The sequence below is a fragment of the Nocardioides sp. NPDC057772 genome, assembly GCF_042798075.1.
In the GTDB taxonomy this organism is placed as follows: Bacteria; Actinomycetota; Actinomycetes; order Propionibacteriales; family Nocardioidaceae; genus Nocardioides.
The window spans coordinates 1-23,890 of the sequence record NZ_JBHVKN010000067.1; the positions used below are offsets into that span (position 1 = coordinate 1).

The 23,890-nt window shown below is 68.9% G+C and carries 16 protein-coding genes; 1 reads left to right on the forward strand and 15 read right to left on the reverse strand.

The window, feature by feature from the left end; all coding sequences use genetic code 11:
* Positions 1-7,814, reverse strand: a 7,814-nt coding sequence (locus ACFVJS_RS13375) for a DNRLRE domain-containing protein (RefSeq protein ID WP_378880665.1), incomplete at its 3' end; no start/stop codon positions are given.
* A 491-nt stretch (positions 7,815-8,305) separates the two neighbouring features.
* Here ACFVJS_RS13375 and ACFVJS_RS13380 point away from each other — a divergent pair.
* Positions 8,306-8,470, forward strand: a complete 165-nt coding sequence (locus tag ACFVJS_RS13380) for a hypothetical protein (protein WP_378880668.1) — start codon at positions 8,306-8,308, stop codon at positions 8,468-8,470.
* 10 nt (positions 8,471-8,480) lie between these two features.
* Here the strand turns inward: ACFVJS_RS13380 and ACFVJS_RS13385 are convergent, their stop codons facing one another.
* The 14 genes from ACFVJS_RS13385 to ACFVJS_RS13450 form a co-directional block, all read right to left on the reverse strand.
* Positions 8,481-9,449: an AraC family transcriptional regulator gene (locus tag ACFVJS_RS13385; protein ID WP_378880670.1), complete on the reverse strand. Its 969-nt coding sequence runs from the start codon at positions 9,447-9,449 to the stop codon at positions 8,481-8,483.
* A 164-nt stretch (positions 9,450-9,613) separates the two neighbouring features.
* Positions 9,614-11,110 (reverse strand): flavin-containing monooxygenase, encoded by a 1,497-nt coding sequence (locus ACFVJS_RS13390; RefSeq protein WP_378880675.1) that lies wholly within the window; start codon positions 11,108-11,110, stop codon positions 9,614-9,616.
* Between the two features lie 127 nt (positions 11,111-11,237).
* Positions 11,238-11,972: an SRPBCC family protein gene (locus tag ACFVJS_RS13395; protein ID WP_378880677.1), complete on the reverse strand. Its 735-nt coding sequence runs from the start codon at positions 11,970-11,972 to the stop codon at positions 11,238-11,240.
* A 3-nt stretch (positions 11,973-11,975) separates the two neighbouring features.
* Positions 11,976-12,830 (reverse strand): FAD binding domain-containing protein, encoded by an 855-nt coding sequence (locus ACFVJS_RS13400; RefSeq protein WP_378880679.1) that lies wholly within the window; start codon positions 12,828-12,830, stop codon positions 11,976-11,978.
* A complete protein-coding gene (locus ACFVJS_RS13405; RefSeq protein ID WP_378880682.1) occupies positions 12,827-15,304 on the reverse strand; it encodes a xanthine dehydrogenase family protein molybdopterin-binding subunit in 2,478 nt (825 codons plus the stop codon). Before ACFVJS_RS13405 ends, ACFVJS_RS13400 begins: the two co-directional genes overlap by 4 nt.
* Positions 15,301-15,816 carry a (2Fe-2S)-binding protein gene (locus ACFVJS_RS13410; protein WP_141795068.1) on the reverse strand — a complete coding sequence of 172 codons (516 nt, stop codon included), beginning with the start codon at positions 15,814-15,816 and terminating at the stop codon, positions 15,301-15,303. Before ACFVJS_RS13410 ends, ACFVJS_RS13405 begins: the two co-directional genes overlap by 4 nt.
* Positions 15,817-15,891: 75 nt before the next feature.
* Positions 15,892-17,115 (reverse strand): transcriptional regulator, encoded by a 1,224-nt coding sequence (locus ACFVJS_RS13415; protein WP_378880684.1) that lies wholly within the window; start codon positions 17,113-17,115, stop codon positions 15,892-15,894.
* Positions 17,116-17,273: 158 nt separating this feature from the next.
* Entirely contained in the window at positions 17,274-18,053 is a 780-nt protein-coding gene (locus ACFVJS_RS13420) for a hypothetical protein (RefSeq protein ID WP_378880687.1), read from the reverse strand.
* Positions 18,054-18,087: 34 nt separating this feature from the next.
* A complete protein-coding gene (locus ACFVJS_RS13425; protein WP_378880689.1) occupies positions 18,088-19,209 on the reverse strand; it encodes an XdhC family protein in 1,122 nt (373 codons plus the stop codon).
* Complete coding sequence (locus ACFVJS_RS13430; protein ID WP_378880692.1) at positions 19,202-20,242, reverse strand: VWA domain-containing protein; 1,041 nt, start codon at positions 20,240-20,242, stop codon at positions 19,202-19,204. The genes ACFVJS_RS13425 and ACFVJS_RS13430 overlap by 8 nt, the downstream gene beginning before the upstream one ends.
* A 128-nt stretch (positions 20,243-20,370) precedes the next feature.
* On the reverse strand, positions 20,371-21,249 hold the full coding sequence (locus ACFVJS_RS13435) for an AAA family ATPase (protein WP_378880695.1): 879 nt from the start codon (positions 21,247-21,249) through the stop codon (positions 20,371-20,373).
* A 75-nt stretch (positions 21,250-21,324) separates the two neighbouring features.
* Positions 21,325-21,855 (reverse strand): NTP transferase domain-containing protein, encoded by a 531-nt coding sequence (locus ACFVJS_RS13440; RefSeq protein WP_378880697.1) that lies wholly within the window; start codon positions 21,853-21,855, stop codon positions 21,325-21,327.
* Positions 21,852-22,427, reverse strand: coding sequence for a hypothetical protein (locus tag ACFVJS_RS13445; protein ID WP_378880700.1), 576 nt, complete (start codon positions 22,425-22,427; stop codon positions 21,852-21,854). The genes ACFVJS_RS13440 and ACFVJS_RS13445 overlap by 4 nt, the downstream gene beginning before the upstream one ends.
* A 287-nt stretch (positions 22,428-22,714) precedes the next feature.
* Positions 22,715-23,746, reverse strand: coding sequence for an alpha/beta hydrolase family protein (locus ACFVJS_RS13450; RefSeq protein WP_378880702.1), 1,032 nt, complete (start codon positions 23,744-23,746; stop codon positions 22,715-22,717).
* Positions 23,747-23,890 lie beyond the last annotated feature (144 nt).

Below are 23,890 nucleotides of genomic sequence, written 5' to 3' on the forward strand. Positions count from 1 at the left end.
GCTCCCTGGTAGAAGTCTCTGGTGAGGAACCGGTTGATGCCAGGGTCGTAGTCACGGAACCCGACGTCGTAGGTACCGGTACCGCCGTGGATCCGCTTCCCGGAGAACCGGTAGGGGTTCACCGAGTCGAGGTCGGCGGCCATCCGGTCGGTCTCGGACGCTGCGGTCGAGTAGGCGTCCTGGCCGGTGGTGCCCTTCTTGTCCGGAGCCCCATAGGCCATGTAGCGATACGTCGAGGCGGTGGTGCCGTCGGCCTTGGTCAGGGTCTCGATGTCGCCGTGGGGGTTGGTGCCGTAGTACTGGGTCTCGGTGGTGGTGCCGTTGACCGGGGTGTCGGTCAGCTGCAGCTTCTCGCCACTGGGCCCGTAGGCGTAGTTCTTAGCGACCTCCCAGGCACCTGAGGTGTTCTTCTCCTCCTCGACCGCAACCTGGTCGCTGGTGCCGAGGTAGGTGAACCGCAGCGACTTGGTCGGCTTCCCCGTGATCGCGGTGGTCTGGGTGGTGGTGCGGTCGAAGGGGTCGAAGGACTGAGTCTTGGTCAGCTGCAGCGTGCCGGTGCTGGTGTACTTCTGCTCCCGGACGGTCCGGTCGAACCCGTCATAGCCGTAGCGTTCGATGACGTGTGCACCTTGGTCACGAGTGACCAAACGCCCGTAGGAGTCATAGCGGCTGAAGATCGTGGACCCAGTCCCGACCTTGGTTTCAGTCAACCGGTTCCGGTCGTAGATGAACGTCGTCGTGACCGCACCCATGGTCTGGGTCGTGATGTTCCCGGCGGCGTCATAGACATACGACTCGTCCTCACCCGCATCAGCACCGGACTTGTCCACCCCAGCGACCTGGCCCGAGGGCGTGTAGGAGAACGTGGAGCGCTGGTCCACGGTCCCGGTGGTGCCGGCCTGGTCGAGCTTGGCGACATCGAAGGACTTCTGCCCGTCGGCGTCATAGTCCAGGGTGTGGGCCGCGACGACCTGCTTACCGCGCTCGGCACTGGTGCGCTCATCGGAGGTCCGCAGCAGCCGGTCCTCGTAGAAGGAGTAGCCGACCCGGTTGCCGTTGGGTTTGGTCAGCGAGACCGGGAGCCCGCGGGAGTCGTACTCGTAGGTGTAGCGGCTGTTGGCTGAGGTCGGCTGGGGGCCGGTGGCGACGGTGGCGACCATGTTGCGGACGTCGTAGGTGTAGCCGGTGTAGCGGGTCGCGGCCAGGTTGCCTGCGCCTGTGTCCGTGTCGGCCTTGCGGTCGGCGAAGGTGCTGGTCAGGTTGGAGTTGAGGTCGTAGGTGTAGGTGGTGGTGCGCCGGGTGGTCGTGCCGGCGAGCTCGGTGGCGGTCGCGGTACGGCCGAGGCCGTCGTAGCTGGTCTTGTAGGTGTCAGTCTTGGCGCCAGCGGTGTTGTCCTTGACCTGGGTGGTCAGGCCGTTGCGGTCGTATTCGTAGGTGTAGGACTTCGACGGTCCGGGCGCAGAAGCGATGAGCCGGATGGTGTCGGCGACCACTGCCCCATCGGTCGACGGCTTCAGCACCATCGTCTTTGTCACCCCGCCGGCGAACCGGTACGAACCCAGCGAGACCCACTTCTGTGCGCTCGTGCAGGCCTTCTGATTCATCGTGGCCGTCTTTGCGCCGTCAGCGGTGTTGATCGTGTAGGTGGCTGCCGTGCTGGTGTCGGTGCGGACCGGGCAGGCGGCCTGGATCTCGTAGGTGTCATCGTTGTCCGGGCTCATCCGCCAGGTAGCGGTGTCAGAGGCCCCCGTCGAACCCGCGGCCGCGGCAGCGTGCATCACATAGTTGGCGCCGTCGGTGTTGGTTCCGCCGGTGACGGTGGTCCAGGTGCCGGTCGCCGCGAACACATACGGTGAGGAGTTGCCGTAGTACTTCGTGGGCTCGACGGGTGCCTGCTCGTCCTTGGCTCGCAGCGACCCGTCGGGGTTGTAGGTCATCGAGGTCGTGCGTGACTGCGCGGCTCCGGCGGAGCCGTAGTAGGAGCGTTGGGTCTGCTGGCCGAGCTGGTTGTAGACGTAGGAGGTGACCACGCCCCACGGGTCGGTGGAGGTCTTGATCTCCCCGGAGGGGAAGTAGGTGAACTTCGTCCACTGGTTCGAGGACTCAGCGGGCGCTGCGGTGTCGAAGGTCGGCAGCGACTGCTTCTCGAGACGTCCGGCGTCGTCGTAGGTGTAGAACGTCGAGGCCGGGTTCGGGTAGGTCGAGTTACCGGTCTTGAACGGTGCCTTGGTCTGGGTCACCTCACCGGCCAGGTTGTAGATCGTCTCCGAGGCCCGGCCGGTGGGGCTGGTCTTCTTGATGACTTGGCCGACCTTGTCGTAGTCGACCTTGGTGACCTGGTCCCGTGCCGAGGTCGCGCCCCACGGGGTGTGGGGGACGTGGGTCTCGGTCAGGCGGCCGACCTTGTCGTAGACCTTGCGGACCCGGATCCCGCGGGGGTCGATGGTCGCTGTGACCAGACCGTCGGCGTCGTACTCGGTCTTGGTGACATACCCCTTCGCGTCCGTGGAGGTGATGGGGCGGTGGTTGAGGTCGTAGTCGACCTTGGTGGTGTAGTCGGAATCTGTGGTGGTGGCGTTCTTGACCGGGTCGACGGTCTTGACCAGGTTCCCGACCTTGTCATAGCTCGACGTGGTGGTCGCGGTCTTCTTGGTGCCGTCGGTATCAGTGAAGGGGACGTCGACCCGGATCTGCTGGCCGACCTTGTCGTAGACGTAACGGGTGACGAAGTCGTCGGCGTTGGTGGTGGTGGCCACACCGACGGGGGCGGTCTGCTCGATCAGCCGGCCGAGGTCGTCATAGGAGGACGTGATCGCCCGCTCGGTGGCCGGGTCGCTGTTGGCGGGCAGCTCCTGCCGAGTCGGCAGGTCGGCGGCGTTGTAGGTGCTGGTGGTCACCGCACCATTCGGGGCGGTCGTCGAGGTCAGGTTGTCGTTGAGGTCGTAGGCCGACACCGTCGTGCGGGTCGCCTTGGGCGAACCGGGCGCGGAGTCGTCGCCGGGGGTGGTGACCTTGGTCGGCCGGCCAAACCCGTCGTACTCGACCGTGGAGACGTTGCGGAGCGGGTCGGTCACGGTCAGGGTGTTGCCGCGCTTGTCGTAGGTCATCTCCGAGAACCGGGTGGTCGTGGCGGTGACCGGGGTGGTGACCTTGGTCGGCATCCCCGACTCGTCATAGGTGTTGTAGGTGGTGACCGCGCCCTTGGCATCGGTCGCCGTGGCCAGCAGGCCGGTGGCGGTGTAGGTGTAGCTGGTGGTGTTGCCCAGCGGGTCCGCCACGCTCTTCAGGGCACCGGTGTTCGGGTCGTTGGTGAAGGTCCACTTCCGGCCGGCTGCGCTGGTCTTGTACTGCAGCACGGTCGGGGCACCCGGCGCGTTGGGGAGCGTCTCGTAGTCCAGCCGGACCCCGAGCCCGCCGGCCTTGACCGTCTCGGCGTCGCGGATCTGGGTGGGATAGCCGGTGGTGGGGTGGTATTTCCAGGTCGAGACCGCACCGTTGGGCTCCTCGAGCCGGATCACGTTGTGGTCGCGGTCCCAGCCGAGCTTGGTGGTCTGCTGCAGCGAGTCGGTGACCGAGGTGGTGCGGCCGTATCCGTCGACCCGGTAGGTGGTCACGGTGGCACCGGGGCTGCCCGGGGTGCCGCCGCCTGGGGAGGCGGTGGTGTTGTTGTCGGTGATGACGGCCTGGTTGTCGACGCCCTCGGAGGAGTCGGGGTCGGAGTAGGTGAAGTCGGTGGTCTTGTTGCGGCGGTCGGTGAAGGTCTTGGGCCAGTTGGCGTAGGAGGAGTTCTCGGTCGAGGTGAAGTACGCGATCCTGGAGACGTTGTCCCTGGGGTCGGTGATCGAGGTCATCAACGTGCCCGTGTTGGCCGAGTCGTTGGTGTAGGCGAACCCGAACCGCTTCACCGGCGCCGTGGCCACCCCCTCGACCGGGGCCGCGGTGTCGGACAGGCTGGTCAGCATGTGGGCGCTGTTGTAGCCGAAGGACAGCTTCTGGCCGGCGATGTCGGTGATCGAGGTCAACCCGGCTGCATCCCAGTTCAGGGACAGCACCGGACGGCCCCGGGAGTCCTTCACCGTCTCCAGACGCTCACCCGAGGTCGAGTACCCGAAGGAGAGCCGGTTGCCATACGTGTCGGCCACCGCGGTCTGCAGTCCGGCATCCACCGGGGTCGCGACCACCTCCCCGGTAGCAGGATCTCGTTCTTCAGGTGCGTCTGCCTGTGTGAAGAAGAACCGGGTTCCGTCCGGACGTGTGAACACCCACTGCTCCCGCACCGGCGCCGTCGTATCGCGATGCAGCTCCAGCGCCACGCCCGCGGGACGGTCGTACTCCAGGATGTTGGGAGTCTCCGGCTTGTCGTTGATCTTGTAGGTGTGGCCGGTGCCGTCGCCGTCGATGAAGGTCATCTCGTTGTTCGTCGACCCACCCGAGGGCACCGAGAGCCTGCTCCCCAGCCGGGTCAACGTGGCCGGCTGCACCGACACCCCGAACCCGGCCCCGGTCTCGACCTGATCACGCGAGTTGTACGTGATCCGCACGAACGCCGAGGGACCCACCGACGGGTTCGAGATCGGCTCATACGACCACGACACATTGCCCGAGGACAGATTCGTCAGCACCTGCGACCCGGCGCCGGTCTCCTCACCGGTGTAGGTCCCGAACTTCTCCAGACCCACGGCATTCGAGGTCGCCGACTCCACCCACCGGTCCTGACACATCAGACCCGTGGTGACCATCGCGCAGCCCGGGGTCGAGTTCTGGGTACCGCCCGGCTTGTAGGGGTGCGCGGTCGACCACCACGCCCCGGTCGCGGTGTCGCGCAGATCCAGATAGAAGTCGTAGGCGATACGCTTGTTGCCCGAGTCCGAGTTGATCGGAACCCGCACCGGCAACACCAGATCGACCGACTCCCCCGGCTGCAATGCCCGGCCGACGGCGACCTCGAGCCGGTCCCCCTCGACCGTCTTGTCGGTGGTCGAGCCCGGGTCGGTCCACCGATAGGTCAGCTCCAGGGTGCTGGGCCATGCAGTGTCGGTGGTGTTGGCGACCGTGACCGGCACCCGGGTGATCGTGTTCGGGACGAACCGCTCCGGCATCGTGGGGGCTTCGAAGACCTGGTCGTCGTTCTTCACCAGGTGCTCGACGCGCAGCCGCGGCCGCAGACCGGGGTCGGCTGCTTCGCTGTTCAGGATCGAGACCCGATGGGTGGAGGCGGCCTCGTCACGGATCTTCAACAGCAACCCGTTCGGGGCACCCGCGGTGCCATCGATCCACCCCTGGACGGCCGCCTTCAGGCCGGTGGTGTCGAACGCCACCCGGTCGGGGTCGTTGTTCAGCGACGCGGAGGCCACCGCGGTGGCCTTATAGGCGCCGCCATCGGTCCAGTCCTGCGCCAGTGAGGCCCGCTGCCAGGTCGCTTCCTTCTCCACGAACCCGCTGGTCATCTCGTGCAGGTCATAGGTCGCGGTCGTCCCCGCACCGCTCGACTTCCACAGCTCGAACGACGCCGACATGACCTTGACCCGGCGGTTGATCGTGGAGGTGTCGAACCCGAACACAGCCCGCTCGTCCCCGTAGGTCGCGGAGTTGTTGCCGACCTGGACCCAGGTCCGGTCTCCGGCCGTCACCGAATCCGGGTTCTCGATGTTGGTGGTTGGCTTCGCAGCGGACAGCGTCGTGTCCGCGACATCCCCACCAGGAACACCCTGCACGCGGCTGGTCGTGAAGATCCGGGCGATGCGGCCTTCCTGGGGGATCTGGACGGTCATCGGCGATCCCACCGCGGTCCCGTCACGGCCCTCTTCCGCACTGCCTCCCGAGGACGGTGCTTGGGTGTCGGCGACCGTGCGGGCGACCACCCAGTAGCGGTAGGTCGCCTTCTCCGTTGCGGTGGAGGCGACCGCAGTGTCATCGCGGAACTGCAGCGTGTCCGCGGGGACCGACCCGACCAGCTTCAACGCGCCATTGCGGGCGTACTCGGTGGTGAAGTCCTCCCCCACCGGGGTCGTGCACGCCGCTGCCGGCAGGGAGACACAGCCTCGGAAGATCTGATACTCCGCGACATCATCCTCCTGCGCGAACGACGGGTCCGACGCCGAGGACCACGACAGCTCCGGGCCATCGGCATGCACGGTGGACGGGACGTCCTGGACCGGGCCAGGCTGGCCCAGCACGACCACCAGCTGCGGGCGGGTGTCACCCTCGGCCGCGGCCGCATACGGGGCATCGGAGGAGTGGTAGTACGGCCCGCCCACCGGCGCGGTCGACGACTCGTCCAGTGCCTTGACCATCACGCCGTGGTTGGCGGCGGGGTTGTCGATCCAGTTCTTGACCATCGTGCCCAGCCCGTAGGTGTGCCACCCGTCGCGCTGGGTCGCGGGCTTGAACGCCCGGTTGTACTCGATCCACCGCACCGCATCCGCCATCGGCGCCGTGGCGGTCGTGCCGGACTGGCGGGTCATCCGGATCCGGGCCGTCGCGCCGGGTGCGAAGTGCTGCTGGGACGAGATCCGTCGCCACTGCGCGGTACCCGCGGTGCCTGCGGTCTGGTCGATCCCGATCGGGGTGCTGCTGCCTTGGTCACCGGTCGCGACATAGGTTGGGGTGCCCCGCGAGGCGCCCGGCAGGTGACGGGTCTCAGTGTCATAGAGCCCCGACCACGGCAGCTTCGCGTTCCAGTCGAACGTATCCGCTGTCGTGCCGGAGGCGAGCGACGCATACGAGCCATACACCGCCGCCGCGTCGTTGACGTCCTTCCACGGGCCCGCGAACGAGGTAGCGCCGCTGTCGGAGTCGTCGATGAGGAACTGGTTGATGAAGTTCCCGTTCGTGAACGAGGTGTTCATGCCGTTCCACGTCGCCGTGGTCTCGGTCCACGCCTTCGTGATCGGGTACGCGCGCATCTCCACCGGCTCGGTCTCGGAGTTGTGCACCGAGGAGAAGTGCAGCCGCAGCTGCGCCGCGTACACCTGCGAACCCGTCGGGATCGCCGAGGTGTCGAACTTGAACAGGCCACGCCACGCACCCGTGGCGCCCACCCCGACCGCGATCGTCGGCTCCGAGGGACGCGCCGTGTCCGGTGACCCCGCCCCGATCGAGACATCCTGACCATCGGCGGCATCCGGGGCGTACACCAGCGTCGGGTCGATGCTAACCGGCCAATCGCGCCCAGACTCCCCCAGCCAGCCCGCATCCGGCTTGATCGTCACCGTCGTGGTGCCATCAGCCGCCTCACCTAGCGACTGGGTCACCTCATCCGAGCGGACACCGGCCGCATCCGTCATGAACGGCGCCGGCAACACCAACCGCGGCCGCTTCGCATCCTTGCTCTTGTAAAGCCCGATCGCGCCGCCCTCAAGCTCCTTGGCGACCAGACCCTTCAGCTCGAGCGTGAACGTGAACCCCTCCGCCGGTACCGCCTCGGCGGCGGCCGCGTTCGGGAGGAGGATCTCCTCCTTCAGCTCACCAGCACCCACCGAGTACCGCAGACCCGCCGCCGCACGGCCGGTCCCGAAGACCTCATCGACGGTGACCTGGGAGCCCTTCGCCTTCGGCGCCACCTTCCCGACTGCTGGCTTGCCGTCCGCGCCGACCGCGCCCAGGGACACCGACCAGCCATCCCCCGTGGCCGTGGCCAGATCCCCGCGGGACTCACCGAAACGGGTCTCGAACACGTTCGTCTCGTTCACGAACGCCGTCGCCCCCGACCCGGGCTCGACCTCGGTCTCGATCGGCTCCCACTCATCCGAGGACGACTCACGCCAATGCACCGGCGAGGTGGACAGCGTCACCTGACGCGTGCCATCCGACATCAGATGCGTCGTCGACCGCTCATCACGCTTGCTCTTCAGCTCGCGAACCCGATACGGCCTCCCCGAGCCCGCATCCTCGCGCTTGGAATCCTTCCGCGCAGCGGCTGCAGTCGACGCCAACGACTGCGACGGCTTCGCCGCCACCGCAGGGCTCGGCGCCTTCAACGGCGCCGAAAGCGGCACTGATGCCAGGCCACCAGGAGCCGCCTCAGCGGGGGCCGCCGTCGGCAATGTCAACCCGGCCAGCATCAACACCAGGGCCAATAGGCCGATCACGGACGTTAGAACCGCACGAATCATCGCTCGAGACACAGAAGACACGAGAACTCCTGGAAATGTGGGGAACAAACGTGCCTGGCCCGAGCGGCAAACAAGGAACCTAGCGGGGTACAGGTATGCGGCGCCGCCGAATTCCCAAATTTTGAGGATCGTTCACTCAACCGCGCCCATCCGAGCCGCACCAAGGTTGGACGGTTTGGCCTGCCTCAGGGGTGAACGCTGAGCGCGATCTAGCCGCCGACAGAGCCATCCATCGCGATGGCGTCGGTCTGATTCAGAAGGGCGTCGGCGGCTATGTCGCCGACTGGGACGACATGCCCGAGTGGCAGCGCGAGACCGACGCAGACATCTTCGAGCGAATCGAGCAAGGAGTGTAGCGGAGGCGCCTCAACGCATGAGCGTCTGCGACGGGAGCTCCTGGAACTGCGCCCGGTACGCCTGGGAGAACCGGCCGAGGTGGAAGAAGCCCCACCGGGCGGCGATGGCGGTGACCGAGGTGGCGGTCGCGTCGGCGGCGAGCAGGTCGGCGTGGGCGCGGTCGAGCCGGGTCCGCCGCCAGTACTCCAGGGGTGTCGTGTCGAGGTCGCGCTGGAACGCCTCCTGCAGCGTGCGGGTGGAGACGCCGACCTTCTGGGCCAGCTCGGCGACCTTCCAGGGGCGCTCGGGGTGGGCCTCGAGGAGGTCGACGGCCATGCGTACGGCCCGGGACATCGAGGGCGTGGCGTTCTCGGAGGCGATCTCCAACGACGTGTTGGCCTGGATCGTCAGCAGGCCGCCGATGAGCGCCTGCTCGTAGGGCGCGGCCACCAGCGGAGAGCTCATCAGCGAGCCACCCGCCTCGACGTTGTCGTAGGCCAGACGCACCATCTTCAGCCAGTCGCGCACCTCGGGCCGGGCCAGGTCGAGCGTGGGGTCGAAGACCACCGGGCCGGCGCCGCCGATGCCGGCAGCCGCCTCCTCGACCGCGCTGCGGCGGATGTAGACCTGCAGCTTCTCGCAGCCGTCGGACCAGAGCATGTCGACGGCCTCGGTGGGCGAGCCGATCGAGGCACGGGTCCGGTCGGCGAGGACGACGTGCTCCCCCACCTTGACCTTGGCACTGCCGGCCAGCGGGAGCTGGATCAGGTAGAAGTCGTCGAAGGTGCCGGGCGTGATCCGCACCTCGTCGCCGTAGCGCATGTAGTTGAGCATCACGTCCTCGCCCAGCTGCGCGGCGTTGTGCACCATGTCCAGCTGCGAGCCGGCCTGCGTCAGCGCCAGGTAGTGGGCGCAGAAACGCTCCGCTACGGCCTCTCGGGCCTGGTCCACATCGGTGGTGGCGACAACGGTGTGGCGGCTCAGCAGGGGACGGGGCAAGGGAGGCTCCTGGACCGTGGCTCGATTGACCGAAGAGCGTAGCGGAGCCGGCGCCGCGTGAACGCGAACACGGCACAATCACTGTCCAAGGTCCCGGCTGGAGTCCAGTCGAACCCGAGACGAGATGCCGGTCCCACCCAGGAACACCGGCATCTCGCGTCGTACTAGCTCCTCCCGGCCAGCTTCTCCACGAGCCTGGGCGTGACGGAGGCGTACGCCTTCGGGTCGATCGGCAGCAGCCACTGCATCGCCTTGACCCGCTTGCTGACGTCGATACCGACGTCGCCGAGGACCTCGTCGATGTTGTGCATCGAGAACGGGATGATGTTGGTGCCGCGGGCGTGGTGGCCGTCGGTGCGCTCCCGCATCCAGGCCAGCCGCGCGGTGACGTGGGCCTCCATCTCCTCCACCGGAGGGACCTGGTGGCCGCCGCCGAGGTGGGAGCCGATCCAGACCGCGCTCATCTCGGCCGAGAGCGGCGAGAAGAACGAGGAGTTGTAGCCGGCGAAGGTCAAGTCCTTCACAGTGAGCGGGAGGATCTGGCGGTAGAGCTGGTAGTCGCCGTTGTCGTCGGTGAGCTGGTCCTGGATCTCCTCGGAGAAGAACGGGAGCTCCTGCTTGAAACCGGTCGCGGTCACCACGACGTCGGCCGGCACCGCGCGACCGTTGGCGAGCTCGGCGTACGGCTTGCCGTCCTTGGTCACGAACGCGGCGATCTCGGTGTCGCGCTCGACGGTGATGTCGCCGGCCTCGACGCCCTCGAAGAAGCCCTCGGTGGCCAGCGAGACCGTCGAGCGGGCGATGTCGGTGAACTGGCCCTTGGGGATCAGCCCGAGCTTCTTCAGCTTGAGCTGGCTGGTGGTGACCGACTCGACGCTGCCGACCATCGAGCCGGCCATCTTCGAGCCGCCGGCGTGCAGCATCTTCTCGGCTCCGCGGATGTTCTGATAGGGGAAGAGCCCCTCCCCCATGCGCGTGAGCAGCAGCATCTTGTAGTTGAGGACGCCCTTGATCTTGCGGGGCATCTTCCACAGCAGCTGGCGCGCGACCACGGTGGTCGAGGTCGCCTCCTTGGCGATCTCGACGGCCACGTCGCAGGCGGACTTCCCGTAGCCGACGACCACGACGTCCTTGCCCTTGACGGTGTCCAGGTCGTGCAGCTCGCTCGCGGCCAGGATCTTGCCGCCCGCGGCCTCCAGCTCGTCGACCCCGTCGTACGCAGGGGTGAACGGCTCCGAGAAGACGCCGCTGGCCACGACGAGGTGGTCGTAGTGCTCGGTCGCCTCGTCGTCAGGCCCCTCAGCGGAGCTGGCTTTCGAGGTGAGCGCCCAGCCGCCCCCTCCAGCCGGCTGGGCGCTCAGTACCTCGGTCGAGAGCCTGATCATCGGGGCGAGCTCGAACTTCTCGACGTACATCTCGAGGTAGCTCTGCACCTGCTCGCCGCTGAGCCACTCGGGGAACACCTTCGGCATCCTCAGGTCCGAGAGCGTGTAGGAGTCCTTGTTGTTCTGCGTCGTCAGGCCCGGGTAGCGACGGGTGCGGCTCCATACACCACCGACATCGGGCGCCTTCTCGAAGACGGTGATGTCGTGCCCGAGCTGGGTGAGCACCTTGGCCGAGGCGATGCCTGCGAACCCGGCGCCGATGACCGCGATCTTCACTTTTACTGTTTCCTCTCGCAGCGGGGTCTGCGTAGGCAAAACGCTAGAGAGGTCGAACAGCGCTCCGCTATCCAGGTTGCGCGAGAGGTATCCGGATTGCGCGACGGGTTCGTCGCGCGATCCGGCCTCAGCCCCGCAGGAGCTTGTAGACGATCACCACCGCGGCGATGACCGCCACCCCGAGGGCGATCTTCCTGCCGTAGTTCTTGATCAGCACCGGTACGACCGTGGCGCCGAGGTCGAGCGCGTCGGGCTCCTTCGGCGCCGCGTGCTTCGGCGCACCGCTGGTAGAGCTGCCGGAGCCGCTGGGCGGAGGCCCCGCCGAACCGGTCTCCGTGAGACCGACACGGTCCCCTCCGGCGCTCGACGGGACTGTGTTGGTCTCGACACCGCTCGCTTCGCTCGCGGGCGCGACCGACGGGGGTGCCGACTTCGACTCCAGGCACGCGACGAACTGACCGAGCAGCTTGTCGGAGACGTCCTGCATGACCCCGCGGCCGAACTGGGCGGGCTTGCCGGTGACCGCGAGGTCGGTGACGATCTCGACCCGCGTGCCCGTGCCCTCCGGAGCCATCGTCAGCGTCGCGTTGGCGCCGGCGGTGCCGTTGCCACGCTTGTCGCGCCCCTTCGCCTCGACGACCAGCCGACGGGCGGACTCGTCCTTCTCGATGAACGTGCCGGAGCCGGCGTAGACCATGGCGATCGGACCGAGCTTCACCTTCACCGTGCCGGTGAAGGTGTCGCCCTCGGCCGAGGTGACCTGGGCTCCCGGGAAGCATTCGGCGAGCGAGCCGATGTCCAAGAAGCTGTCCCAGGTCTCCTCGACCGAGGTCGGAACCGTGAACTGGTGCGTCAGATCCACGCGTCAGCCCCCGAGCGCCTTCGTGATGGCCCGCCGGGTGAGCACCGTGACCAGATGGCGCCGGTAGTCGGCGTCGCCGTTGAGGTCGGACGGCGGCTCGGCGCCGTCCGCGGCCAGGGCCGCGGCGTTGCGTACGACCTCCTCGGTGGCCTGCTGGCCGACCAGCGCCTGCTCGACGCCGGCCGCGCGCAACGGGGTGGCGCCCATGTTGGTGAGACCGATCGCCGCACCCTCGATCACGCCGCCGGAGACCTTGAGGGTCGCGCCGACCGCGCAGATCGGCCACTGGTGGGCGACCCGCACGAACTTCTCGTAGTGGGCCGTCCATCCGGTGTGCTTCGGGATGCGTACGCCGACGAGCAGCTCGTCTTCGGAGACGGCCGTCTCGAAGAGCCCCTGGAAGAACTCCGAGCCCGGGACGACCCGCTCCCCGCCCGGCCCGGCGATGACGAACTCGGCGTCCAGGGCCAGGGCCGGGGCTCCGAGGTCTCCCGCCGGGTCGGCGTGGGCGAGCGCGCCACCGAAGGTGCCGCGGTGGCGTACCTGCTCGTCGGCGACCGTCGCCGTGGCACGAGCGACCAGGGTCGCGTGCTCGGCGACCAGAGGATCGGTCGCGACGTCGCAGTGGCGGGTCATGGCGCCGATGAGGATCGAGTCGCCCTCGTCGCGTACGCCCTTGAGGGAGTCGATGCGACCGAGGTCGATGACCCACTCGGGAGCGTTGAGACGCATCCTCAGCACCGGCAGCAGGCTCTGCCCGCCGGCGATGATCTTGGCCTCGTCGCCGTACTGGGCGAGGGCGGCCAGCGCCTCCTCGACCGTGGTCGGGGCGACGTAGTCGAACGATGCGGGAATCACTGGGCGTCTCCTTCCGTGCGGTCGACGTTCCCGGACATGCCCGTCGACGGATCGAAGTGTGCGGCGGCCGCGCCGGTGGTCTCGCCACCGGCCGAGCTCTCGTTGATCGCCCGCCACACCCGTTCCGGTGTGCAGGGCATGGTCACGTCGTTGACACCCAGCGGGCGCAGCGCGTCGACGACCGCGTTGACCACCGCCGGAGTGGAGGCGATCGTGCCGGCCTCCCCGACGCCCTTGGTGCCGAGCGTGTTGGTGGTCGAGGGCGAGGTGGTGTGGTCGATCTCGAAGCTGATCGTGTCGGCGGCGGTCGGGAGCAGGTAGTCGACGAAGGAGCCGGCGACCAGCGTGCCGGCGTCGTCGTAGACCGCATCCTCCCACAGCGCCTGGGCGATGCCCTGGACCAGTCCACCGTGCACCTGTCCCGCGACGATGAGCGGGTTGATGATGTTGCCGATGTCGTCGCAGCAGACGTACTTCCGCATCTTCACCTGCCCGGTCTCGGTGTCGACCTCCATCGCGCACAGGTGGGTGCCGTGCGGGAAGTTGAAGTTCTCCGGGTCGAAGGTGGCCTCGGAGTCGAGGTTGGCCTCGACCCCGTCGGGCAGATTGTGGGCCGCGAAGACCGCCGTGGACAGCTCGCCGATCGACATGCCCTGGTCGGTGCCGCGCACCGTCCACCTGCCACCGGTGAACTCCAGGTCGTCGACGCTCGCCTCGAGCAGGTGGGCCGCGATCGGCTTGGCCTTCTCGAGCACCTTGTCGGCGGCCCGCACCAGCGCCTCGCCACCCACGACCAGGCTCCTGGAGCCGTAGGTGTCGTAGCCCTTGGCCGCGATCTGGGTGTCGCCGTGGAGCACCTCGACGTCCTCGAACGGTACGCCGAGACGGTCCGCCACGATCTGACTGAACGCGGTCTCGTGCCCCTGCCCGTGAGCGCTGGCGCCGGTGATGACCTCGACCTTGCCGGTCGGCGTCATCCGCACCTGGGCGTGCTCCCAGCCGCCGGCACCGTAGTCGAGGCTGCCGAGCACTCGTGACGGGGCCAGGCCACACATCTCGGTGAAGGTCGAGACGCCGATGCCGAGCTGGACCGGGTCGTTGTTGGCCCGGCGCTCCGCCTGCTCACGACGGAGCTCGTCGTAGCCGAAGAGCTCCTTCGCCTTGGCGGTCGCCGCCTCATAGTTGCCGCTGTCGTAGGTGAGCCCCGCGACGGTCGTGAAGGGGAACTCCTCGTGCGTGATCCAGTTCTTCTCCCGGATCTCGAGCGGGTCGACCCCGACCTCGGCGGCCAGCTCGTCCATCAGCCGCTCGACGGCGTACGTCGCCTCCGGCCGCCCCGCGCCGCGGTAGGCGTCGGTCCAGGTGGTGTTGGTGAACACCGTCTGGCAGTTGAACTGGTAGGCCGGGAACTTGTAGATCGCGTTGAACATGAACGCGCCGAGCACCGGGACGCCGCCGCCGACGATGGCGACGTAGGCGCCCAGGTTGGCGTCGAGCTCGACCTTGAGTCCGGTGACCTGCCCGTCCTTCGTGGCCGAGAGCGTCAGCTTCTGGATCTGGTCGCGACCGTGGTGGGCGGAGAGCAGCGACTCGGAGCGGGTCTCGGTGTACTTCACCGGCTTGCCGAGCCGGCGCGCCATCGCGAAGACGATCATCTCCTCGGGCGTCTGCTGGAGCTTGCCGCCGAAGCCGCCGCCGACGTCGGGAGCGATCACCCGGATCTTCGACTCGGGCACCCCGGTGGTCGCGGCGAACGCGAACCGCAGGATGTGCGGGATCTGGGTGGCGCTCCACACCGTGATCTGCTCGCCGGTCGGGTCGCACACGACGCTGCGCGGCTCCATGAACGCCGGGATCAGGCGCTGCTGGCGGTAGGTCCGCTCGATCACGATCCCGTCGTTGCGGGCCGTCGCGATGGCCTCGTCGACGTTACCGCCGGTGCCGGCCTGCGCGCTGTCGAAGACCCACAGCGCCGACTTGTTGGTGCCGAGGTCGGGATGGGCGAGCACCTCGTCCTTGACCGCCTCCTCGAGGGAGACGACCGCGGGAAGCTCCTCGTAGTCGACCTCGACCATCTCGGCCGCATCGCGGGCCGCGGCTGCGGACCGGGCAGCCACGACGGCGACGATCTCACCGGCGAAGGTGACCCGGTCGGTCGCGATCGGCGGATGGGCCGGCGCCTTCTGGTCGGGCGTGATCGGCCAGGCGTTGATGCAGACGCCGAGCGTCTCGTCGAAGTCCTTGGCGGCCAGCACGGTCACCACGCCCTCGGCGTCCGCCGCGGCGCTGGTGTCGATGTTGGTGATCCGGGCGTGGGCGAACGGGCTGCGCACCATCGCCAGGTGCAGCATCCCGGGCAGGTTGATGTTGTCGGTCCAGCGGGTCCGGCCGGTGATCAGGCGGGCGTCCTCCTTGCGGCGCCGGTCGCGGCCGATCTCGTTGGTCTGCTCCGGACGAGCCTCTACGGCGGTCACAGCGCGTCCACCTCCTCGGTCGCGCCGCGCGGGTTGGCGGCGGTGGCCAGGTGGCCGCTGGCGTACTGCACCGCGCGGACGATGTTGTGGTAGCCCGTGCAGCGGCACAGGTTGCCCTCGATGCCCTCGCGGATCTCGTCCTCGCTGGGCTGCGGGTTGCGCTTGAGCAGGTCGACGGACTGCATGATCATGCCGGGCGTACAGAACCCGCACTGCAGGCCGTGACACTCGCGGAACGCCTCCTGGACCGGGTGGAGGTCGCCCTCGACCGTGTCGGCGAGGCCCTCGATCGTGGTCACCTCGCAGCCGTCGGCCTGCACCGCGAGCACGTTGCACGACTTCACCGAGTCGCCGTCGAGATGGACCGTGCAGGCGCCGCAGTTGCTGGTGTCGCAACCGATCACCGTGCCGGTCTTGCCGAGTCCTTCGCGGAGATACTGCACGAGCAGTGTCCGCGGTTCGACGTCGTCGGTGACCTTCATACCGTCGACGCGCATGCTGATCCGGGCCATGTTGTCTCCCTGCCAGACGTCACTGTGTGGGCCAGATCACAGTAGGACGCGCAGGGTTGGGCTCCGGTTGGCTGGCTACCTGCTGGCCGCCAAACGAGCCCTGAGCAGGGGCAACGCCGGGTGGGCGCCGCCGCCGAGGCGGCGCAGGCAGACGTCGACGACCTCCGTGTCGTACGGAGCCAGCTCGCTGTAGCGCAACACCGCATCGGGCTGCGGGTCGGCGATCAGCGCCTCGCGCAGCGCGACCGCGACGTACTCGGCCATCTCGGCCAGCGCCGGGCTGTTGGTGCCGGGCAGGAGATCACCACCGTACGCCTCCACAGCAGCCGCGACCCGGCCGTGCCGGATCAGGGTGAGCACCTGATCGACGTCGGTCGCGACCGGCATCAGCAGACGGTAAGGACGCGAGGCGACCTGGCCGCCGAGGGCGTGGCGCAGGTGGGAGACCTCGGCCTTGAGCGTGGAGAGGGTGACCGCCTGGTCGCCGTAGACCATCGCGTGCAGCCGCTCCAGCGAGAGGCCCTCGGGGTGGAGCGCGAGCAGGGCGAGGATCTCGGTCTGGCGGCGGTTGAGCAGCAGCCGCTGCCCGTCGAGCCAGGTCTCCGCCGTGCCCAGCAGGGTCAGCACGAGACCGGGCTCGGCGATCGCCTCGTCCACCCGCTGGGTCGGCATCTTCGGCAGCGCGCCCTCGATGAGGCGCGCCATCACCCGGGCTGTGGCCATCCCGATCGGATGGGTGCGGTCCCAAGTCGTGGAGAGGTCGAGGACGCCGAGATGCTTGCCGGTGACCGGGTCGTGGAGCGGCGCGGCCCAGCAGACCCAGTTGTGCACGACCTCGGCATAGTGCTCGGGGCCGAAGACCATCGAGGGCGCGTTGGTCCGGTTGGCGAGGTCGAGCGCGTTGGTGCCGGCGCTCTCGTCGTCCCAGCGCCCACCCGGTACGAAGTTGACCGACTCCGCCTTATGGCGCATCACCCGGCCGCCGTAGGTCCACAGCACCCGGGTGTCGGGGTCGGTCACCGCGATGACCAGATCGCCGTCGTCCGCGGTGCAGCGCAGCTCCTCCTCGACCCGTTCGACGGCCACCTGGAGCGGGGACCCGCGCCACATCTCCCGGGTCTCGTCCTCGTCCGCCAGCGGCGCCTCGCGCACGTCCGGCTTCACGGCCGTCGCCGAGCGCGTCCAGCTCGACAGGATCTCGGGCCGGACGAAGTCCTCGGCGGCATCGCCGCTCTCCACGAAGGCGGTCCACGCCCGCGCCGCGCTGATGCGGCGCTCCTGCAGATCGCTACGGACCATCAGATCCCCCTTGGAGCTCGGCCCTGAGGCTCGGTCCTGCCAAGGTAGCACCCTGTGACGTGCCTCACGATCCCCTCAGCGGTACCTGCTCCGTACCCGATGCGGTCACAGGAGTCGCGGTGCCCGCACGGCGACGTCACCGTGGGTCTGTTGGCAGCTCAGGTGCCCTCGGTGCGGCGGTCATACGACAGTCCGCGAGCGATCCCGTGGAAGAGCATCGCGATGATCAGGATCCCGGCGCACACCAGCGCCACGATCGCCACCGACGTACTCTGCGAGAGCTCGATCTGGCGCAGACCGACCGCGACCAGCGCCCAGGCGCAGGAGATCAGCAGCTCGCGCAGGTTGCGCTTGAGCAGAAGCGCCAGCAGAGCAACGGTGAGCACCGCGATCACGACGATCGCGGCCATTGGGCTGACGGTCACGTCCTGCGAGTCGAGATAGGTGGCGATGTTGACGATGCTCGCCGCGGTGACCCATCCCGTGTAGAGCATCAGCGGAAGCCAGACCATGAGGAAGTCATTGGTGGACGGCCGGGTCATGCCTACCCCGAGGCGCCACAGCGCGGCGTAGAGCGTTGCCGTGAGAGTCAGCAGAACTACGACCGAGAGGCCGACCCACTCCTTCACGAAGACGTAGGTCCACAGCCCGTTGCAGATGCTGGCGGCGATGAAGAGCGGTCCGAGCAGCTGCGGGACGTGATTGTCATCGCGCGGATCACGAAGATCCCTGGCCTGGTAGACCACGAAGACGATCAGCAGCAGATAGATGGGAGTCCAGATGGAGAAGGCGTACCCAGCCGGTGTCAGATAGGTGGCGTATCGATCCGATATCTCCCCGATCGCCGGCAGATCGAGAATCTGCGCGCCGGTCAGGAAGTTGGCCACCAGCGCAAAGAGGAGGGCAAGAGCATTGCCGATCTGCCATGTTCTCTTCACTCTTCGACCGTAACAAACCAGATCGCGGCTTTGTCTAACGGTCTTCGTGGATCCGTCCGGTGGTGGTCGCCAGGCGCTCGCCGGTGCCGCCCCAGCGGCCGGCGATGATCTCGGCGGCGATGGAGATGGCGGTCTCCTCCGGCGTACGGGCGCCGAGGTCGAGGCCGATCGGGCTGCTGAGGCGGGCGATCTCGTCGTCGGTGAGGCCGGCGTCGCGGAGGCGGGCGAGGCGGTCGTCGTGGGTGCGGCGTGAGCCCATCGCGCCGACGTAGGCGATGTCGGGGAGGCGGAGGGCGACCTCGAGGAGAGGTACGTCGAACTTCGGGTCGTGGGTGAGGACGGCGATCACGGTGCGCTGGTCGATGCGGCCCGCCTCGACCTCCTGGGTCAGGAAGCGGTGGGGCCAGTCGACGACGACCTCGTCGGCCTCGGGGAAGCGGGAGTTGGTCGCGAAGACCGGGCGGGCGTCGCAGACGGTGACGTGGTAGCCGAGGAAGGCGCCGACCCGGGCCACGGCGGCGGCGAAGTCGATCGCGCCGAAGACGAGCATCCGGGGCTTGGGTGCGAAGGACCAGACGAAGACCCGCATGCCCTCGCCGCGCCGCTCGCCGTCGATGCCGTACGAGAGGGTCTGGTTGGTGCCGTGAGCCAGCAGCCCGAGCGCGTCGTCGTGGACGGCGTCGTCCATCCGGGAGCTGCCCAGCGAGCCCTTGACCCCTTCGGGGCGGATGAGGACGCGGCGCCCGAGGATCTCCGGGTCGGGGTGCTCGATGACGGTCGCGAGGGCGACCGGGCTGCCGCTGCGTACGTCCTCGGCGAGCTCGCCGAGCTCCGGGAAGGTCTCCTTCGACACCTTCTCGACGAAGACGTCGAGGATGCCGCCGCAGGTCAGACCGACCGCGAACGCGTCGTCGTCGGAGACGCCGTAGCGGTGGAGCTCGGGGACACCGGTCTGCGCGACCTCGCGGGCGACCTCGTAGACGGCGCCTTCGACGCAGCCGCCGGAGACGGAGCCGACCGCGGTCTCGTCGGGGCCGACGAGCATCGAGGCCCCCGGCGGCCGGGGCGCAGACTGGAACGTCGCCACCACCGTGGCCACCGCCACCGTCTCGCCAGCGTCCCACCACTTCATCAGATCGTCGAGTACGTCACGCACGCGCGATCACCTCCACCAGATCCTCGTACGTCGCCAGCGAATGCCCGGCGACGAAGTCGTCCACGTGCGGAAGCACCGCGACGATGCCTCGCTGCAGCGGCTCATATCCAACCTTGCCACGGTGTGGGTTGACCCACACCACACGATGGGCGAGGCGGTGCAGCCTCGCCGTCTGCTCGTGGAGGAGCGCGGTGTCGCCGCGCTCCCAGCCGTCGCTCGCGATGATCACCACCGCGCCTCGGGCCAGTCCTTGATGGCGCCGCAGGAAGGCCTGCAGGTTGTCGCCGAGCCGGGTGCCGCCCGACCAGTCGGGCACCGTCTCGCCCGCCGCGACCAGCGCACGGTCGGGGTCACGGTGGCGCAGTGCGTGGGTGACGTTGGTGAGCCTGGTGCCCATCGTGAACACGCCGTTGGCCGGCCCCGCCGAGCTCACCCGATGGGCGACCCGCAGCAGCACGTCGGCGTAGGAGCTCATCGACCCGGACACGTCGATCAGCCACACGACACGCCGCGGCCGCTCTCCGCGCCGGCGGTAGTGGATCCCGGCCGGTTCGCCGAGGTGGCGCAGGCTGGCCCGCAGGGTGCGGTGGGCGTCGACGCGGCCTCGCCGCCACTGCTCCTGTCGCGGCGTCCTGCGTCGCGGGGCCTGCGGGCGGAGGCGCGCTATCAGCGCGGCCACCCGCTCCTGCTCGGCCGGGTCGAGGTCGGCGACGTCGCGGTGGCGCAGGGTCTCGATCTCGCTGGCCCGCGCCCGGATGACGTCGCCTTCCCCCTCCCCCGTGCCGTCGCCGTCCTGCGGCTCGGTCTCGGGAAGGGTCGAGGTGACCGAGACCGTACGCGGCGGCCCCTGCGGGCCCGGCAGCGTCGCCGTCGATCCGAACCAGGCCTCGAAGACCTGGTCGTAGCGGCGCAGGTCGTCCGGGCCGGCGCACAGCGTCGCCCGCCCGGCCGTGTAGGTCGCGACCGGGTCGTCGGCGCCCACGATCGCCGTCGCCTGCAGGAAGCCGTGGGCGCGGTCCTGGGTCACCGGCACCCCGGCCGCCCGGAGGGCTCGGGTGAAGGCGAGGAAGATCGCCGTTGGGATACCCGGTTCACCGGGTATCCCCGCACTTCTCTGGCGTTGCATTGCCCGAGAAGTGCCAGTTTTGCCAGAGAAGTCCGTCACGTCAGCAGCCGATCCAGCGCCGCCCGGACGCGGTCGGCGTCCTCGCGGTGCTTGACGAGCGCGCCGAGCGTGGCGGCGGCACTCTCCAGGTTCATCTCGGTCGTGCCGAGGTGGTGCAGGGCTCGGGCCCAGTCGAGGGTCTCCGCGACGCCCGGGGGCTTGAGCAGGGCGTTCGCGCCCTCGGCACCGCGCAGCTGCTGGACCACCGTGACCACCTGGCGGGCGAGCTCCTCGGCGACCTCGGGGGCTCGGCTGCGTACGATCTCGATCTCGCGGTCCAGCCCCGGGTGGTCGATCCAGTGGTAGAGGCAGCGGCGCTTGAGGGCGTCGTGGAGCTCGCGGGTGCGGTTGGAGGTGAGCACAACGACCGGCGGGACCGCCGCGGCCACTGTCCCGAACTCCGGGATCGTCACCTGGTAGGTGGACAGCACCTCGAGCAGGAACGCCTCGAACTCGTCGTCGGCCCGGTCCACCTCGTCGACGAGCAGCACCGACGGCGACTGGCGCAGCGCTGCCAGCACCGGACGGGCGAGCAGGAACCGCTCGTCGTAGAGCGACTTCTCGGCCTCCTCCACCTCACCCGCGCCACCGGCCGCCTCCAGGGCGCGCAGGTGCAGGATCTGGCGGGCGAAGTCCCAGTCGTAGAGCGCCTGGGTGGCGTCGATCCCCTCGTAGCACTGCAGCCGTACGAGCGGCAGGTCCAGCGCCTCGGCGACGGCCTCGGCGAGCGCCGTCTTGCCGGTCCCGGGCTCGCCCTCGAGCAGCAGCGGCCGCTGCATCCGCAGCCCGAGGAACGTCACCGTCGCCAGCTCCGGGTCGGCCAGATATCCCGTCCCCGCCAGGCGGTCGGCGATCTCCCGGGGCGTCAGGTCCATGCCCTGAGCCTAGAACGCGAAGCGTTGGCTGAGGGTTGGAACAACCTCCAACGAGGGTAGGAGCGAGTCGTCCGGTCAGCGACGGTCGACGTCGGCGCCGCCGGCCAGGTCGCCGCACTCCACCAGACGTACGTCGTGGGCCTCGAGATATCCCCGGGCGCCCTGGTCCCCCACGGCCGCCTCGATGACACCGTCCCAGTGGTCGCGCCCGATCAGCACCGGATGCCCCGGAACCCCCTGATAGGCCGCCCGGGCCAGCCCGCGGGCGGAAGCCGCCGGGATCACGCGCGCCACGACGTCCGAGACGACGTCCGGCAGGTCGACCAGGTGCACCACGGCGGCCTCGACCTCCGGTCCGAGCGCCCCCAGACCGACCCGCAGCGAGGCCCCCATCCCCGCGTCCCAGTCCTCGGCGACGACGACCCGCTGGTCGGCCGGAAGAAGCGCCCGAGCCTCCTCGGCGGACGCCCCGAGCACGACGAGTACGTCGTCGCAGCCGCCCTCGCGCAGGACCTCGACCGACCGGACCAGCCAGTCGTCGACGAGCGCCTTCGGCTTGCCCATCCGGCGCCCGGCTCCAGCGGCCAGGAGGAGCCCGGAGATCACTTGAACGCGGCGGTGTAGAGCTTCTGGAGCTTCGCGCTCTTGGCGTCGCTGTAGCCGCAGCCGATGACCTCGGCGTCGCCCTTGGCCGCGACCAGGTAGGTCTTGCCCTTCTCGAACTCGGGCATCGGGATCGTGCTCGGCGCGGGCAGGGTGATCCGGACGGTGTCGGTGCCGCCGAAGCCGTCGGCGTACATCCACGTCTTCACCCGCAGCAGGGCCTCGCTCTTGGTCACGCTCTCGGCGGTGCCTTCGAAGGCCAGTGCGGCGTTCCGGGAGAGCCACTTCGAGGTCGGCGGGAGGCAGCGGGCGGTGTCGGCGACGACGGTCAGCTCGGTCGTCCCTCCGCCACCGGCCGGGGCGGAGGCCGACGGGGGCGCCGCGGTCTCGGTGACCGTCGCGGTCGGCGAAGGTGGCGTGGCACCGGGGTCCTCGGCGGTGTCGTCGGAGCCGAGCAGGCCGAAGGAGGCGACGATGGCCACGAGCACGACCGCGGCGGCGATGACGGCCGCGAGCCAGCGCCACGGTGACCGCGGCCGCTGCGTCCCGGTCTTCGGTCCGAGGTCGACACTCATGCCCACATCATGCCTCACCACTGGTGGTCATCCGGGGACCCGGCTGACACACCCTCCCGGAAGCACGCAAGCGGGGCCCTGGCTTCGAAGAGCCCTGACCCCGCCCGCCGCTGCAGAACTTCACCCGGATACTCCCTTGGGCTTCAAGCCCCCCAGATCCAGACGCTTCCCCGCAGTCGGCCACTGTGTGTGGAGCACCCATGTTGCGTTACCGGACTGTTGTCGAAACAGTGTCGAAAGTCCCCAAAAGGATGGGACCGCTGGGCCCCTCTTTCCACCTGACCACGTCATGCCAGATGACGATCGAGAAACCCGATCACCCGCCGGATCGAGAGGTCCCACTGCGGTCCGAAGGCATGCTGCTCGTCCTGGTAGACCCACAGCCGCTGCCGCACTCCCGCGGCTTCCATCAGGTCCCGGGTGGTGTAGGCCCACCGGATCGGGCACGACTCGTCGTCGGTGCCGTGATGCATCTGGACCGGGACCTCGATGCGGTCGAAGTACGTCCGGGCCGACAGCCCCTCCCAGAACTCCGGCTCCCGCTCGGGATCTCCGTACTGCCGGTAGAGCCGGGCCACCTCCTCGGGCCGCGACGGCACCGCCCACCGGTTGATGTTGTCGACGATATCCGAGGAGACCGATGCGTACGTCACCCCAGCACGCACCAGGTCCGGCTGGGCCACGAGCGCGTTCATCACCACTCCCCCGCCCATGGAACGGCCGAGCAGCGCGGTGCGGTCGGGGTCGACGTACGGAAGTCTCTTCATCGCCTGGACGGCGTTGATCGTGTCGCGGGTGTAGCCGAGGCGGCTCTCGTCCTCCTCGGTGCCTTCCGGGATGGGTGAGGAACCGGCGTGGCCGCGGTAGTCGGTGTGCAAGACGACGTAGCCCTCCCGTGCCAGCCGGTCCTGCTCGCGTCTGAGGCCCTGTCCGGTGACGTAGATGTCGGTGTCGATGTGGCCGTGGGCGAAGACCACCCCGGGGAACGGGCCCTCGCTGCGCGGCCGGAACAGCACTCCCGTGATCGTCAGCCGCCCGCTCGGGTAGCTGACCTCGAAGCGCCGGTAGGCCTCCGTGCTCCCCGACTCCCGCAGCACCTCCACCTCGCCGCCCGGGAACTCCTCGAGCATCAGCTGCGGGAGCGAGACCTTGTCGGTCACCGGCGGCAGCGACTCCGACGGGGTCGGGGACGGTGCGGCCGACGAGGCCGACACCGCCGGCGCCGCTGTCCGGGACGGCGGCGCGGCGGCCGGTTCACCGCCGCATCCGGCGAGGAGCACGGTCGATACCACCAGTGCCGCGATCGCCTTCAGGGCCATGCCGTCGAGCGTAGCCTGGGGTCGGGGGCGGGGTCGCTGGGTGTAGTCCAGGGGGTTTGCGTCCAGTTAATCGCGAGTATCCGTCGGAAACTCCCTTGACGACCCAGCGGCCGGGCGGAAACCCCAACAGGAACCCGACCCCAC

What these genes read in the sequence shown, in the direction of transcription:
- ACFVJS_RS13450 (WP_378880702.1), bottom strand. Translation starts at nt 23,746, where the DNA reads ATGGCCCTGAAGGCGATCGCGGCACTGGTGGTATCGACCGTGCTCCTC.
- ACFVJS_RS13435 (WP_378880695.1), bottom strand. Translation starts at nt 21,249, where the DNA reads ATGGACCTGACGCCCCGGGAGATCGCCGACCGCCTGGCGGGGACGGGA.
- ACFVJS_RS13445 (WP_378880700.1), bottom strand. Translation starts at nt 22,427, where the DNA reads ATGAGTGTCGACCTCGGACCGAAGACCGGGACGCAGCGGCCGCGGTCA.
- ACFVJS_RS13415 (WP_378880684.1), bottom strand. Translation starts at nt 17,115, where the DNA reads ATGGTCCGTAGCGATCTGCAGGAGCGCCGCATCAGCGCGGCGCGGGCG.
- ACFVJS_RS13410 (WP_141795068.1), bottom strand. Translation starts at nt 15,816, where the DNA reads ATGGCCCGGATCAGCATGCGCGTCGACGGTATGAAGGTCACCGACGAC.